This is a genomic window from Methylotuvimicrobium sp. KM1 (genome assembly GCF_044788715.1).
In the GTDB taxonomy this organism is placed as follows: Bacteria; Pseudomonadota; Gammaproteobacteria; order Methylococcales; family Methylomonadaceae; genus Methylotuvimicrobium.
This window is the reverse complement of sequence record NZ_CP173170.1, coordinates 4,204,765-4,219,331: the sequence shown is the minus strand read 5'-3', so window position 1 is coordinate 4,219,331 and position 14,567 is coordinate 4,204,765. Positions and strand designations below refer to the sequence as shown.

Annotated in this window: 13 protein-coding genes and 1 other RNA gene; 8 read left to right on the top strand and 6 right to left on the bottom strand. The window is 50.2% G+C overall.

Features of this window, described 5'->3' with window-relative positions; genetic code table 11:
* Positions 1–310 precede the first annotated feature (310 nt).
* Entirely contained in the window at positions 311–1,540 is a 1,230-nt protein-coding gene (locus tag ACINK7_RS18220) for a pyrophosphate--fructose-6-phosphate 1-phosphotransferase (protein WP_404357486.1), read from the top strand.
* Between the two features lie 227 nt (positions 1,541–1,767).
* Here the strand turns inward: ACINK7_RS18220 and ACINK7_RS18215 are convergent, their stop codons facing one another.
* The 4 genes from ACINK7_RS18215 to ACINK7_RS18200 all read right to left on the bottom strand — a co-directional run bounded on the left by ACINK7_RS18215 (position 1,768) and on the right by ACINK7_RS18200 (position 3,142).
* Complete coding sequence (locus ACINK7_RS18215; RefSeq protein WP_404357484.1) at positions 1,768–2,229, bottom strand: EVE domain-containing protein; 462 nt, start codon at positions 2,227–2,229, stop codon at positions 1,768–1,770.
* Between the two features lie 187 nt (positions 2,230–2,416).
* A non-coding RNA gene (gene ssrS, locus ACINK7_RS18210) (6S RNA) lies at positions 2,417–2,597 on the bottom strand.
* A 12-nt stretch (positions 2,598–2,609) separates the two neighbouring features.
* The gene (locus ACINK7_RS18205) at positions 2,610–2,918 is read right to left on the bottom strand and encodes a cell division protein ZapA (RefSeq protein WP_014149722.1); all 309 of its coding nucleotides are present in this window, start codon (positions 2,916–2,918) and stop codon (positions 2,610–2,612) included.
* Positions 2,915–3,142: a TIGR02449 family protein gene (locus ACINK7_RS18200; protein WP_404357482.1), complete on the bottom strand. Its 228-nt coding sequence runs from the start codon at positions 3,140–3,142 to the stop codon at positions 2,915–2,917. The genes ACINK7_RS18205 and ACINK7_RS18200 overlap by 4 nt, the downstream gene beginning before the upstream one ends.
* Before the next feature lie 255 nt (positions 3,143–3,397).
* On the opposite strand from ACINK7_RS18200, the gene ACINK7_RS18195 reads away from it, so the two are divergent.
* The 5 genes from ACINK7_RS18195 (at position 3,398) to ACINK7_RS18175 (ending at position 8,475) form a co-directional block, all read left to right on the top strand.
* Entirely contained in the window at positions 3,398–3,928 is a 531-nt protein-coding gene (locus ACINK7_RS18195; protein WP_404357480.1) for a UPF0149 family protein, read from the top strand.
* A 21-nt stretch (positions 3,929–3,949) separates the two neighbouring features.
* On the top strand, positions 3,950–5,260 hold the full coding sequence (pepP, locus tag ACINK7_RS18190) for a Xaa-Pro aminopeptidase (RefSeq protein WP_404357478.1): 1,311 nt from the start codon (positions 3,950–3,952) through the stop codon (positions 5,258–5,260).
* Complete coding sequence (gene ubiH, locus ACINK7_RS18185) at positions 5,260–6,471, top strand: 2-octaprenyl-6-methoxyphenyl hydroxylase (protein WP_404357476.1); 1,212 nt, start codon at positions 5,260–5,262, stop codon at positions 6,469–6,471. The genes pepP and ubiH overlap by 1 nt, the downstream gene beginning before the upstream one ends.
* A gap of 5 nt (positions 6,472–6,476) precedes the next feature.
* A complete protein-coding gene (locus ACINK7_RS18180; protein ID WP_404357474.1) occupies positions 6,477–7,697 on the top strand; it encodes a UbiH/UbiF/VisC/COQ6 family ubiquinone biosynthesis hydroxylase in 1,221 nt (406 codons plus the stop codon).
* 328 nt (positions 7,698–8,025) lie between these two features.
* Positions 8,026–8,475, top strand: coding sequence for a hypothetical protein (locus ACINK7_RS18175; protein ID WP_404357472.1), 450 nt, complete (start codon positions 8,026–8,028; stop codon positions 8,473–8,475).
* Between the two features lie 414 nt (positions 8,476–8,889).
* Here the strand turns inward: ACINK7_RS18175 and ACINK7_RS18170 are convergent, their stop codons facing one another.
* Together ACINK7_RS18170 and ACINK7_RS18165 are read right to left on the bottom strand one after the other, a co-directional pair.
* Entirely contained in the window at positions 8,890–10,227 is a 1,338-nt protein-coding gene (locus ACINK7_RS18170; protein ID WP_404357470.1) for a sigma-54-dependent transcriptional regulator, read from the bottom strand.
* Complete coding sequence (locus ACINK7_RS18165) at positions 10,224–11,855, bottom strand: sensor histidine kinase (protein WP_404357468.1); 1,632 nt, start codon at positions 11,853–11,855, stop codon at positions 10,224–10,226. The genes ACINK7_RS18170 and ACINK7_RS18165 overlap by 4 nt, the downstream gene beginning before the upstream one ends.
* Before the next feature lie 165 nt (positions 11,856–12,020).
* Here ACINK7_RS18165 and sucC point away from each other — a divergent pair, with 165 nt between their 5' ends.
* Positions 12,021–13,187, top strand: coding sequence for an ADP-forming succinate--CoA ligase subunit beta (gene sucC, locus ACINK7_RS18160; protein WP_404357466.1), 1,167 nt, complete (start codon positions 12,021–12,023; stop codon positions 13,185–13,187).
* Positions 13,184–14,053 (top strand): succinate--CoA ligase subunit alpha, encoded by an 870-nt coding sequence (sucD, locus tag ACINK7_RS18155; RefSeq protein ID WP_404357465.1) that lies wholly within the window; start codon positions 13,184–13,186, stop codon positions 14,051–14,053. Before sucC ends, sucD begins: the two co-directional genes overlap by 4 nt.
* Positions 14,054–14,567 lie beyond the last annotated feature (514 nt).

Below are 14,567 nucleotides of genomic sequence, written 5' to 3'. Positions count from 1 at the left end.
GGTTAATGAATAGAGTTAAGAATTGGTTTCTATTTTCGCCGAAATTGAGCGGCCTGTCTTAAAAATCGGCGCTTAGGCACATTTATCGTGGTAATTTTCGGGTACTAGAGGTTTAAATCGACGGCAGCGATTTGATCCGATTATGCTAAAATTCATCGTCAACCGATTCAGGCTCTATCTTAAGCGTTGCGTCGTTTAAATTCCCAAACGGCATGAGCCGGGTTTAAAAAAGCGGAAGAAGTGTTTTCCGTGTTTACACTGCATAATGTTTTTATAATCACAAACTTTATAACCACAAAGCTTAAATCTCATGAACAAACCAAAAAAAGTCGCAATTCTCACCGCAGGCGGTTTAGCGCCTTGCCTCAGTTCAGCCATCGGCAGTCTCATCGAGCGTTACACCGAAATCGACCCTTCGATTGAAATCATTTGTTATCGTAGCGGCTATAAAGGCCTGCTGCTTGGCGATTCTTATAAAGTTACACCAAAAATCCGCGAAAATGCCGCGCTGCTGCATAAGTTCGGCGGTTCGCCGATCGGCAACAGCCGGGTCAAACTGACCAACGTCAAAGACTGCATCAAGCGCGGTTTGGTTCAAGAAGGTCAGGATCCTCAAAAAGTAGCGGCCGACCAATTAGTCAAAGACGGCGTCGATGTACTGCATACGATCGGCGGCGACGACACCAATACCGCGGCAGCTGACTTGGCGGCCTTCCTCGCGAAAAACGATTATGGATTGACGGTCATCGGCTTGCCGAAAACGATCGACAACGATGTTTTCCCGATTAAACAATCTTTAGGCGCATGGACTGCAGCGGAGCAAGGCGCGCATTACTTCCAAAATGTCGTGGCCGAGTATAACGCTAATCCGCGCATGCTGATTGTTCATGAAGTCATGGGCCGCAATTGCGGTTGGTTGACTGCCGCGACCGCAATGGAATACCGCAAATTGTTGGATCGCTCCGAATGGCTGCCGGAAATCGGTCTCGATCGTGCGGCATACGAAGTTCACGGCGTTTTTGTTCCGGAAATGGAAATCGACCTGGCCGCGGAAGCCAAGCGCTTGCGCGAAGTGATGGATAAAGTCGATTGCGTCAATATATTCGTTTCGGAAGGCGCGGGTGTCGATGCGATCGTCGCCGAAATGCAAGCCAAGGGCCAAGAAGTTCCGCGCGATGCATTCGGTCACATCAAGCTCGATGCGGTCAATCCGGGCAAATGGTTCGGTGAGCAATTCGCCGAAATGATCGGCGCCGAAAAAACCTTGATTCAAAAATCGGGATATTTCGCACGGGCATCGGCCTCGAACGTCGACGACATTCGCCTGATCAAATCCTGCGCCGATTTAGCGGTTGAATGCGCATTCCGCCGCGAGTCCGGCGTCATCGGTCACGATGAAGATAACGGTAACGTCTTGCGCGCGATCGAATTTCCGCGCATCAAAGGCGGCAAGCCGTTCGATATCGACACGCCTTGGTTCGTGCAAATGCTTGGCGGAATCGGGCAAAGCAAAGGCGCGAGAGTCGAAGTTAGCCATTAAAAGCTGTATTGGCCGGGCGGCCGTTGTTGCCCGGTTATTATGTGATCTTCTTCCTCACGCGAAGACGCTAAGGAAAGAATAAAAAAGAGTTTGCAATTAACACGATTAACCTTGCTGATAAATCAGTGTGTGATAGCGGCGTATTCATTATTCTTTTTCTCTTCGCGTCTTTGCGCCTTCGCGTGAGTCCCTATCTTTTATACCAGCATAGATCAAACACTATCGTTTCATTCAAGCCCCAATATAAAATCCCATTGCGCTTTCGAAACCGGCATGATTGATAGGCGGTTACCGCGTCTGATTAGGGCGAGGTCTTCCAATTCGGCGGGGTATTGTTTCAGTTCTTGTAACGGGATCGTGCGGGATAGTTTTTTTACGAATTGAACATCGACCATGAACCAGCGTGGGTTTTCTGGCGAGCTTTTCGGGTCGAAGTGTTTGTCGTCGGGGTCGAAAGCGAAATGGTCGGGGTAGCCTTCGCGGCTAATTTTCATGATGCCGACGATGCCGGGGATATCGCAGTTGGAATGATAGAAAAAAGCCAAATCGCCGATCTTCATTTGATCGCGCATCATGTTTCTGGCTTGGTAATTTCTGACGCCGTCCCAGGGTTCGGTTTGATGGGGTCTATTGAATAAATCGTCGATACCGAACTCGTTAGGTTCGGATTTCATTAACCAGTAGTTCATGGATATACTCCCTTTATACTCAAAAAATGGTTAACTTTATGAAGGTATGGGGTGTGGCTAGCGAGGATGTCGGCAGCAGGGAACGCTGCCGTCAAGCTCCATGGACGGGTTCACGGCGGATATCCCATGCCTTTTTATTCTTAGACGGTTTTTCAATCAAAAGGAAGTAGGAAAGGCAATAGAGGCAGTATCTCCCACCTGCGCCGTAATGAGCTATCGTCCTTGAACCAATGGTTCAAGTGGGAACGCAGGCGACCTATCAGGCTTCCCGCGTAAAGCGGGTATGCACACCAAGGTCGAACATTTGTTCCCGGGGTAAATATAGGTTCAGGAAACACCCAGCCCACCCTCGAACGCTGCAGGAGATACAGGACTTCATTTTAACGCGTTTCTGTAATTTCCAAAACGTTTTCTATTTTATTGCTCATTTTTATCAGGCTATCCGCCAAATGTAATTCCAATTCGCGGTTCCGGGACTCAGCTAGATGGAGCTCGTGAGCCATGTTCAGGGCAGCCATGACAGCTATGCGATCGGCACCGCTAACCTTGCCGGAATCTCTGATTTGGCGCATTTTTCTGTCGAGTTGCCGAGCGGATTCTATCAGTCCGTCTTGTTCCTCGGGTTCGCAAGCGATTTTGTATTCCTTGCCGAGAATTTCAAGTGTGACAGCGGAAGGTGTTCTGCTCATGCGCCATGCTCCATGGATTTTAAACGGGAGATCATCGCTTCGACTCGGGTTTTGGCTAATGTGGTTTTTTCAAGCAACTTGGCTTTTTGCTTGACAAGTTCCGCTTGCTTGACTTTGAGCGAATGGTTTTCATTTTTGATCGCATTGTATTGTTCGATCAAAAGATCAAGCTTTTCTTCCAAGTCTTTTAATTCGAGTGAATGGTCGTTTTCAGCTTTTGGCATAATATTTAAGTAGATAAAGTGTAGTCATCGCCTGGTTAATTTCGGTTTTATGTTCCGGCCTTTTTCAATGGGGTAGCGGCGAAGGAGCCGAATTTACCGTGCGAATAAACTCAAGAAATAGATTAAGCAACTTGGCTAATTGTACTGAAAATGACGGTTTGCTAAAAATAACTTTCTCTCAGTATTATCCATTAAGTCAATCAATGTTAGCATAAGCCGGTTAATTTTTTGGAATCCGTACTTTTTAACAAGAAAATGATTTATCAGACAATCGATCAGACGCTACGTCAACAGGGGGCCGAGGTGTCGGCAGCAGAAGCGCATGGCATTGCAACCGGTATGCTGTGTGTTGACGTAAGAGCGAGTCAATCAAACTGGTTGGATGAGCTATTCGGGGAAGGGGCTTACGCTTCTGGCGGAAATATCTTGTTAGGGGATTTGTTCGAACAAACAAGAGCGTTATTGACGGATGACGATTATACTTTCGATTTACTATTGCCGGATGTCGAAGAGGATAACTTAAGCGAAGCTGTTGAAGCGATGCGCGATTGGTGTCAAGGCTTTTTATTCGGTATCGGATTTAGTCAATCGTCTTCAAATTGGACTGGGGATGTCGGCGAAATAGTGAAGGATATTGTCGAAATTACTAAGCTGGATGTCATCTCTGACGATGAAGATAGTGAAGAGGGCCAAGAAGCCTTTGCTGAAATTCAAGAATACTTACGAGTTGCGGTACAGTTAATTCGTAATGAATTGTCCGGTTCCGTTGGCGGTAGCTCTCATTAAAGAAGCGGTACTTGAGGAAAAATGAAACAAGCAGAATTTAAAAAACGCCGTAAGCGATTAATGCAACAGATCGGCAAGGGTAATATCGGATTGATACCTAGCGCCTCGGCGCAAACCCGTAATCGGGATGTGCATTACCCGTTTCGTCAAGATAGCGATTTTTATTATCTGACCGGATTTAACGAACCGGATGCGCTTGCGGTATTCATACCGGGTCGGCAGCAAGGACAATATTTACTTTTTTGCCGCGAATACGATGAGAAAAAAGCGCTTTGGGAAGGTGCGCATGCCGGCTTGATCGGAGCAACGACCGATTACGGCGCCGACGATGCATTTCCGATCGACGATATCGATGAAATACTGCCCGGACTCATTGAAAATAAAGAAAAGGTTTATTATCCGATGGGGCGGGATAGCGATTTGGATCACCGCCTGCTCGAATGGGTGCACCATTTGCGCAATCAATCGCGGGCCGGCGTCAATGCGCCGTTGGAGTTGGTATCGCTCGAACATATCTTGCATGAGATGCGCTTGTTCAAAAGCGAGGCCGAAATCAAATTGATGCGTAAGGCGGCCGAAATTTCCGCCGATGCGCATGTCAAAGCAATGCAAAAATGCCGCGCCGGTTTATACGAATATCAAATCGAATCCGAAATCATCTATCATTTTTTACAGCAAGGTCTAAGGGCGGTCGCCTATCCGTCGATCGTCGCGGCCGGTAAGAATGCTTGCGTACTGCATTACACCGAAAATACGTCGAAATTGGCCGACGGCGATTTATTATTGATCGATGCGGGTGCCGAATGCGATCACTATGCGGCCGATATCACGCGCACCTTTCCCGTTTCCGGGCGTTTTTCAGAGCCCCAAAAGCTGCTTTATCAACTGGTGCTCGATGCCCAAGCGGCCGCCTTGGCCGAGATCAAGCCCGGCAATCCTTGGAATCAGGCTCATGAGGCATCGGTAAAAACCTTGACCAAAGGCTTGGTTAAATTGGGTTTACTGAAAGGACGCGTAGCGAAATTGATCAAGGACGAAGCCTATAAAAAATTCTATATGCACCGAATCGGGCATTGGCTCGGCATGGACGTACACGATGTCGGCGATTACAAGGTCAAGGACGAATGGCGGATATTGGAGCCGGGCATGGTGTTGACGATAGAACCCGGTCTTTATATTCCTAAGGATTGCGAGCAAGTCGACGAACAATGGCGGGGTATCGGGATCAGAATAGAAGACGATGTGCTAGTAACGCAAGACGGCTACGATATTTTAACGGTAAATGTGCCGAAAAGCATTGAAGCCATTGAAGCTTTGATGCAGGCGGCCTGATGAGGACTCAATACGATGCATTGATTATCGGCGGCGGATTGGCCGGTAATTGTCTGGCTTTGGCCCTTGAAGGTTCGGGACTCGAAATCGCCATGGTCGAAGCGCAGAGCCGCGAGCAATTACAAAACTCATGGGCCGGCGATCGCGCCTTGGCATTGGCGGCCGGCACCGTGACGATGCTTGATGCGCTCGGCGCGTGGCAGGGAGTTTCCGATAAGGCCGCGCCGATCGAGGATATTCATGTGTCCGATCGCGGGCATTTCGGAAAAACCCGCTTGTCGGCGAAAAAAGAAGGCGTCAAGGCACTGGGTTATGTGATCAAGGCCCGCGATATCGAAAGCCATGTCGCGGACTTGGTCGAACGGACCGGGGTTACCAAACTCAGTCCTGCTCGATTGGCGGGTTTGGCTAGTACCGATATCGATGTCGGCGCGAGTCTCAAATACCGTGACGAATCAATAACCTTGACTGCCAAGCTACTGATCGGCGCCGACGGCGGTAATTCCTCGGTGCGGAAATTGCTCGATATTGGGCAGCAAACGACCGAATACGGACAAACGGCGTTGGTGACGACCGTAAATTGCTCATTGCCGCATCGCAATACCGCTTTCGAACGCTTTACCGTTTCCGGGCCCTTGGCCTTATTGCCCATCGAAGGAAGCCAATGCGCCGTGGTGTGGACCAATACGCACCGGGACGCCGAAAGCTTGATGTCGGTTTCCGGCGAAGAATTCATCGAACGATTGCAAGTGTGTTTCGGCTATCGCCTGGGAGAATTGAGTTTGGCGGCTCCGCGCCGGGCCTTCCCGCTGACCTTGGTACAGGCCGAAACGATGGTGAAAGGGCGTTCGGTGATCATCGGTAATGCGGTGCATCAATTGCACCCGGTTGCAGGACAAGGCTTTAATCTGGGGCTTCGCGATGTCGTGCAGTTAGCTGAGATGCTGATCGAACAAGCCAAACGCAAACGCGATATCGGCGATCCAATGTTCTTAAGGAGCTATGCTCAGTCCAGGCGAAAGGATCTGAATAAAATAATCAGCTTTACCGATAACGTAGTCAGGATTTTTTCGAATGATTGGATCGCATTGGCGGCGGCAAGAAATCTCGGTTTGGCATTGCTCGATACGCTGCCTGGAGGTAAATCGTTATTGACTCGCCATGCGATGGGCTTGGCCGGCAGATTGCCGCGCGTCGGCAACAGGAGATAAGGCGGATGACGATACAAGCGGAAGTGATAGTGGTCGGCGGCGGCATGGTCGGGGCGGCCTTGGCTTGTGCGCTAGGCCATGGCGGGGTCGAAACCTTGTTATTGGACAGGCGCAGTCCGGAGCGGCAATGGGACGAAAGCCTGCGGGATAACCGCGTATCGGCGTTGACCAAAGCCTCTCAGGCCATTCTGGACGGTATCGGTGCTTGGTGCGGCATCATTCAAAAAGGCGCCGCGCCTTACAAGGACATGCGTGTCTGGGATGGCCGCTCCGATGGCTATTTGCATTTCGATTGCGCCGATACGGTGTTCTCCGAATTGGGACATATCGTCGAAAACCGAATTACGGTCGCGGCGCTTTGGGACGTCTTGGACGCTTTGCCGACCGTTCAATGCATCACGCCTGCCGAAATCGAGCGCATGGAATCGATCGAAAACGGCAGACGCTTAAGATTGACGGATGGACGATGTTTTGAAGCGCCTTTGGTGGTTGCCGCCGATGGGCGCGAATCGGCCTTGCGGTCTATGGCCGGTATCGGCGTGACGGGTTGGCCCTATCGACAAGACGGTTTGGTCGCGACCGTGCAAACCGAGCTCGAGCATCAAGCGACAGCATGGCAACGGTTTCTCGAAGAAGGACCGTTGGCTTTTTTACCCCTTTTCGATGGGCAGTGTTCAATTGTCTGGACCTTATCGACCGAGACTGCGCAACAGTACTTAGCATTGCCCGATGACGAGTTTTTAAGGCTATTACAGCAAGCATCGGGCGGTATCTTTGGTAACATGCTCAAGATCGGCCCGCGCGCGGCCTTTCCGCTGAAATTTCAATTTGCCGACCGCTATACCGACAGTCATTTTGCATTAGTGGGCGATGCGGCGCATGCGATGCATCCTTTGGCCGGACAAGGCGCCAATGCCGGTTTGTTGGATGCCGCAGCCTTGGCCGAAGCCGTCATAGGCACTAAACGGTCGGGTCGGCCGTTATCCGGTGTTCAATATTTAAGGCATTATGAACGCTGGCGTAAAGGCGATAACTTAATGATGATGGCGAGTATGGATTTAATCAATAAAACCTATGCGGTCGGCAATCCAATGTTCGCCAAACTACGTTCGTTCGGCATGAACCGTATCAATCATACTGCGGCGTTGAAAGATTATTTGAACCGTCATGCCATGGGATTAAGGGATGACTTGCCGAGCTTGGCCAAAGGGCAGGTCTGTTGGTAAGGATTTACGGTTTACCCGGTCGCGCAGCTTCTGGTATATTCGCTGTTATGGTCAAAAGCTTGGTTTTTTATTAAAAAAGGCCTTTTTTTCGGCGAAAATAGAATAACAAATTAAAATGGAGTAATCGATGGCAACGGGGTTTTATATTTTAACGACGATATTCGTCGCGTATGTCGTCTATATGGTGGTCGGTGACAAGGTTAAGAAAAATAACGAATAAGTCCACGGCTTTTTTAAACGATGAAAAAGATAATAACAAACAGCCTAATAATCATGCCGAATGGCGAATTAAACAGGCAACTCAATTAATTAACTGGAGGAAGGGGATATGGCGGAAATATTGTTTATTTTAACGACGATTTTTGTGGCTTATGTAGTTTATGCGGTGGTTGGCGATCAAATGGCCGATATGAAAGCCATTAAGTCAAAAGCGGATTTGCATCCGGCGAAAGCCGAAACCGCTAAACCCGCTGAAGTGAAAGTTGTCGAAAATAAACCGGCGCCGCGAACTGCTAAAAAAGCGCCCGAGCCTGTTGCAAAAGCGCCTGAAAAAAATGAATCGCCCGCAAGCAAGAGCGGTTTGCGCGATCCGGCGACCGGCGAAACGGCCAGCATTCCGACCAATTACCGCTTTGCCAAGCGTTGGATAAAAGAGGCGATGGTCAAAGAAGGTTTGCTCGATAAAGTCTATAAAAACAGTGAATTGGACGATGAAGCCAATGCCAAAATCAAAACGGCTTTGGACAGTTTGCTGCAAATGGATAAATACCGGGCCTAATAGGCTGCTGCATCACCTCGATCAGGCGTTTTACGGTTGAGGTTTGCTAGCCATCAATGGATGGCATCGTAGGGTGCGCATCGCGCACCTTTTCATGGTGCCTAACCGACGAGAGGTTTCGAACCATACGCATCAAGCTAAAAACGGCCAATCCATATCCGCTCTTTTCCAAGTTGCTATTAAAGCACGTAGCCCGGATTGCACTACGCTTTTTAGACTCGCCGAAAGCGGTCGGTAGCGATTTATCAACGGCAAGCTGTGTTAGCTTGATGCGTATGGGTCCCGACATAGGTGCACGATGCGCACCCTACGCCTGGTGCTTTATAACCTAAGATCGCCAACAATTTCCAAGACATATTGAGATTAAAAAGCGAGAACTCTGGAATTGGCTAAAAGGGCATTTTTTCGACAGGCCTAGTCCAAGCCCAGTTTTTTTAATCGGTAACGCAATGATCGGAACGATAACCCCAGCTCTTTTGCCGCTGCGGTTTTATTCCATCGGTTATTTTCGAGTGCGATAGTAATGGCGGTTCGCTCGATATCTTCCAAATAATCTTCCAACGACGCTTTAGATGGATCGAACATGGGCGCATCAGGGACGGTGTCCGGATTAATCGGTAGATTTAAATCGTCCGCATCGATCGTTTTGCCGTCGCTGAGCGCAACGGCGCGCTCCAGAATATTCTCGAGTTCCCTAACATTGCCCGGAAAATGATAGTGTTTCAATGCAGTCAGCGCCGATTGCGAGAGCTGGACTTGATAAGCGTTGTTACTATTTAACGAGGCTAGAATATGTTCGGCCAGTTGCGCGATATCATCGCCTCGTTCGCGAAGCGGCGGAATATTGAGATCGATGACATTGATCCGGTAGTATAAATCTTGCCGAAAAACCCCTTCCTGAACCAATTGATTCAAATCTTTATGCGTGGCGCTCAGGATGCGAACATCGACCGGCGTTTCGTGTTGCTCGCCGACCGAGCGAACTTTTTTTTCCTGAATCGCGCGGAGCAATTTGACTTGCAGCGAGGGAGGCAAATCGGCCACTTCATCGAGAAACAGCGTACCGCCCTCGGCCGCTTGAAATAAACCTTTTTTATCGGCAATTGCTCCGCTGAAGCTGCCTTTTTTATGTCCGAAAAACTCGCTTTCCATGAGTTCGGGCGGAATTGCGCCGCAGTTTACGGCAACAAAAGGTTTATCGCTACGCGGGCTTTGCTGATGAATCAAGCGCGCCACCAATTCCTTACCCGACCCCGATTCGCCGCTGATATAGACCGGCGCCTGGCTACGTGCCAATTTGTCGATTTTAGACCGGACTTGGCGCATCGGCTCCGATTCTCCCAATAAAATATGTCGTGTGCGTCTTTCCTTGGTGTCGGCATCGGGGCCTAATTGTAAGGCCTTCGTGACGATTTGCCGAAGCACCGGTAAATCGACCGGTTTCGAGATAAAGTCGAAGGCGCCGGCTTTCATTGCCTTGATCGCAGTGTCCATGTTCCCGTGTGCGGTAATCACGGCAATCGGAATCGTGTTGCCCGTGCTTTGGAGGTATTCGACCAATTCGAGCCCGTTGCCGTCAGGTAATTTCATATCGGTCAGGCAAAGATCGAACGGATGTTGTTGCAACAACTGGCGAGCCGAGGCGACATTTTCCGCGCACAAGGTATTGATGTTCATGCGCTTGAGCGTAATGCTTAAAAGCTCTCTGATGTCCGGCTCGTCGTCGACGACTAAAGTCAAGGGGTGTTTCATATTTCAATCAAAGTTTGTTCGGCGTTCGGTAAACAGAGCCGGAAGCAACTTTGGTTCCGGTCGGTAATATGATAGCTTAGCCTGGCTTGATTCAATTCGGCTAATTCCTTCGAAATATAAAGCCCCAGACCGGTTCCTTGTGCCGAGGTCGTAAAAAAAGGTTCGAACAGATGCTTGCGGTGGCTTGGGTCGATGCCGGAGCCGGAGTCTATTACTTCGATACAGAGCATTTGTTCATGTTGGCGGATTGCCAAGGAGATTAGTTTTTTTTCGGGGCTGCCGTATTTCAAGGCATTTTGGCACAGATTGTCGAGAATTTGTTTTAAATGGCCTTTGTCCACCAATGCTTGCGCTTGCTCCGATTCGGTCGTCATGGTGAAAAGATCGCGTGCGTAACCGTTTTCAGCACAGAACTGCTCAATGTAGTCGTCTAACCATTTAATCAAGTCGATTTTTTTACGTAACGAAGCGCTACGCCGGGACAATTGTAAAATATCCTCGATGATTTTGTTCACGCGAGTCGAATGATTTCTAATAATTTCGGTTAGGCGCCGGTCTTCGTTCGATAATTCGATGTTTTCCGCAAGCAGTTGTCCTGCATGGCTGATTGCACCAAGCGGGTTGCGAATTTCATGAGCGATGCTGGCGGTTAATTGCCCTAGAGAGGCGAGTTTACTTTGTTGTAAACGCTGATTGTAAAACGCGATATCTTCTAAAATTATCATGTTGAGCGCTTCGTGCCGGGTCGGAAGCGCTGTAAACCGGGTTTGCATCTCGCTGCCGTCCGTTAAGGGAATTACGGCGAAATCCTGGCTGGGGTCGTTCAGCCAGTACGAGAAAGCTTCCGCTAAATATGGAGAAATAGCATGTAGACGATCGGGCATTGTTGAGCATTGGGTAAGCCTTGCGGCGGCTTCGTTACTCATCCGTATTTGATGGTTGCGATCGGAAATGATAATGCCCGATTGTAAATGTTGAATGATGTATTTGCTGAGCTCCTCGAGCTGATTGATGGTTTTTTGCTGCGCGGTGGATTGTTCGGTTCGTTGCGCGAGCGCATAGGCTAGCATTGCGATCGTAAAGAATGAGGCGCCGAGCATAGCGGCATAGGTATAGGCGGTATCTCTGAAGCTATGGGTTTGGAACGCGTAAATCTGCTCGGTAAGAATGGCCAAACTGGCAATGGCGGCGAATAGCAGCGCGCATCGCCCGCCGATTAAGAGTCCGCTTGCGGCGATCGATGCGGCGAGTAAGATGCCGACGCCGCTGTTAATGCCGCCGCAAGCGTGCATGATCAGCGTAATGATGATAATGTCGGTGAAAATGAGCGTTTGAGCCTGAACGGTATAGCTAATCCATCGCCGCAACAAAAAAAAGCCGGAAATGATCGTCAGCGCCAAATGACTGCTGCCACTGGCGATAAACAAGTATTCGTCGTGACGGACTCCCGTGCCGGGACCGAGTCGGCTAAAGAATAACATCACGAATAAGCAAGCCAGAATCAGCCGGTAAGTCAGGAAAACTTTTAATAGCAGCCAGGCTTGTTGGCGCGGGATGCCGTATCCCATCGAAAATGGACAAGGATAGATAATATCGGATTTGTTTTCCGGTTTGGGTTCATTAAGCATGGTGTTTTATTGCGGCTTGGTTAAAATAAACCTACAGTAATTTCGAGTCAAAAGCAGGATAAATACGGGAGTCTGCTTGCCGGTCTAATGTGAAAGCTATATTTTCGAATTAGACCGAAATGTAAGCAAGATATCAGGTAATTTTATAACCACCGGAAAATAACGATGAACATCCATGAATACCAGGCCAAACAGTTGTTCAAACTCTATGGCATTCCAGTGCCGGAAGGCAGTCCGGCTGAAACGGCGGGGCATGCCGAACAAGTTGCGCGCGAACTCGGCGGAAAGGCTTGGGTCGTCAAGGCGCAAGTTCATGCGGGCGGGCGGGGCAAGGCAGGCGGCGTCCATATCGCCAAAAGTTTAGACGAGATTACCGAATTCAGCCGTAAATTGTTGGGCACGCGCTTAGTGACGCAGCAAACCGGTGCCGAAGGCTTGCCTGTCGAGACACTCTATGTCGAAAAGGCGGGACAAATCGATCGCGAGTTTTATTTGAGCGCATTGGTTGACAGGGGCAGCGAACGCGTGATTTTTATCGCATCGGCGGCCGGCGGCATGGATATCGAAGAAGTTGCGGAAAAAACGCCGGACCGCATCATTTCGTTTCAAGTCGACCCGGCTGCCGGGCTTCAGCCTTATCAATGCCGCAAAGTCGCATTTGCGTTCGGACTTGAGTCTACGCAATTCAAGAGTCTCGAAAAAATCATGGCCGGTATTTATAAGCTGTTGCTCGAAAAAGACGCCGGTCAGATCGAAATCAACCCGCTTGTGACGACGGACTCGGGCGAATTGATCGCGGTCGATGCAAAGATCAATTTCGACGACAACGCGGTCGCTGTGCATCCGGACATTACCGCGATGCGCGATCCGGGGCAAGAGGACGAAAAGGAACATAAGGCGCAGCAGTTCGGGCTCAATTACATTACCTTGGACGGCAGCATCGGCTGCATGGTCAACGGCGCGGGCCTTGCGATGGCGACGATGGACTTGGTGAAATTGAAAGGCGGAAGTCCGGCTAATTTCCTTGATGTCGGCGGCGGCACGAATACCGAAAAAGTCGCCGAAGCGTTTAAATTGATTCTGGCCGACCCGAACGTCAAGGCCGTGCTGGTCAACATTTTCGGCGGCATCGTCAAGTGCGACGTGATTGCCGAAGGTATTTTAGCCGCAGTCAAGGAGGTTAGTGTTAAGGTTCCGGTCGTGGTTCGGCTCGAAGGCACGAATGCCGAAGCGGGGCGTACATTATTGCGGGAGTCGGGATTGAATTTAGTGGCGGCGGATGACCTAGCAAAGGCTGCCGAACAAGTGGTTGCATTGGCGGAGGGTGTATGAGCATTTTGGTAAACAAAGCAACGAAAGTCATTTGTCAGGGCTTTACCGGTAAACAAGGCACTTTCCATTCGTTGCAAACGCTCGAATACGGCACACAGTTGGTCGGCGGCGTAACGCCCGGGCGCGGCGGCGAGACTCATTGCGATTTGCCTGTGTTCGATACGGTCGAACAGGCCGTGCAAAGAACGCAGGCTGAAGCTACGGTGATTTATGTGCCGCCGTTCTATGCGGCCGATGCGATATTGGAAGCCTTCGATGCCGGCATCAAAGTGATCGTCTGTATAACCGAAGGTATTCCGGTATTGCACATGCTGCGCGTCAAGGCCGCGATGGCCGGTTCCGATACGGTATTGATCGGCCCGAATTGTCCCGGCATCATCACGCCGGGCGAATGCAAAATCGGCATCATGCCGGGTTTCATTCATCAGCCTGGCAAAATCGGTATCGTGTCGCGATCAGGGACATTGACTTACGAGGCGGTGCATCAAACGACGCGCGAAGGCTTGGGGCAAAGCACTTGCGTCGGCATCGGCGGCGATCCGATTCACGGAATGAATTTCATCGACGTGATCAGCCGTTTTCAGGCCGATGAGCAAACGCACGGCATCGTCATGGTTGGCGAAATCGGCGGTAGCGAGGAAGAGGAAGCGGCCGAATATATCAAGGCGCATGTCACAAAGCCGGTGGTTGGTTATATCGCCGGACAAACCGCACCGCCCGGCAAACGCATGGGACATGCCGGCGCGATCGTGACTGGCGGCAAAGGTACGGCGGCAAGCAAAATCGCCGCGATGAAAGCGGCCGGCGTCGAAATGGTCAGTTCGCCCACCGAGATCGGCGAAGTCATGAAAAAAGTCTGCGGTTAGAATAAAGGTGCGCGATGCGCACCCTTATGTTTCGATTTTATCCAAATCCAAGGGTAAAATCCCCGGCTGATCACCGGGCGGGAAGCGGAGAAGCCGAACGTTAGGTGAGGGAGATCCGAGATTGTTATGCTGTTACCCAAGCTCCAGCTTGGAAAAGAGCGAACCGCTCTGCGTGGAAATGCCTGAGTGTCGATCCAGCTTTACGAGACGCTAGAGCGTCTCGGTCTTCATTCCCACGCTGGAGCGCTCATCGTTATACACAAGTCCCGTCATACCCGCCGGAAAGCGGGTATCCAGTGCTAGGGATGGCAAGGCCAATACATCCCTGTAGCCTGGATTCCGGCAATCCATACCGGAATGACGTGGTTCACATAAAGATGTGTATAACGATGAGAGCTCTGCTTGGGCATGAAGTCTTGGAAGCTCCAGCTTCCCGAAGCCGGCAAGCAGAGCTTGCGAGACGGGTTTCCCAAACAGAGTTTGGGAAACAGCGTAAGATGTGTATAACGATGAG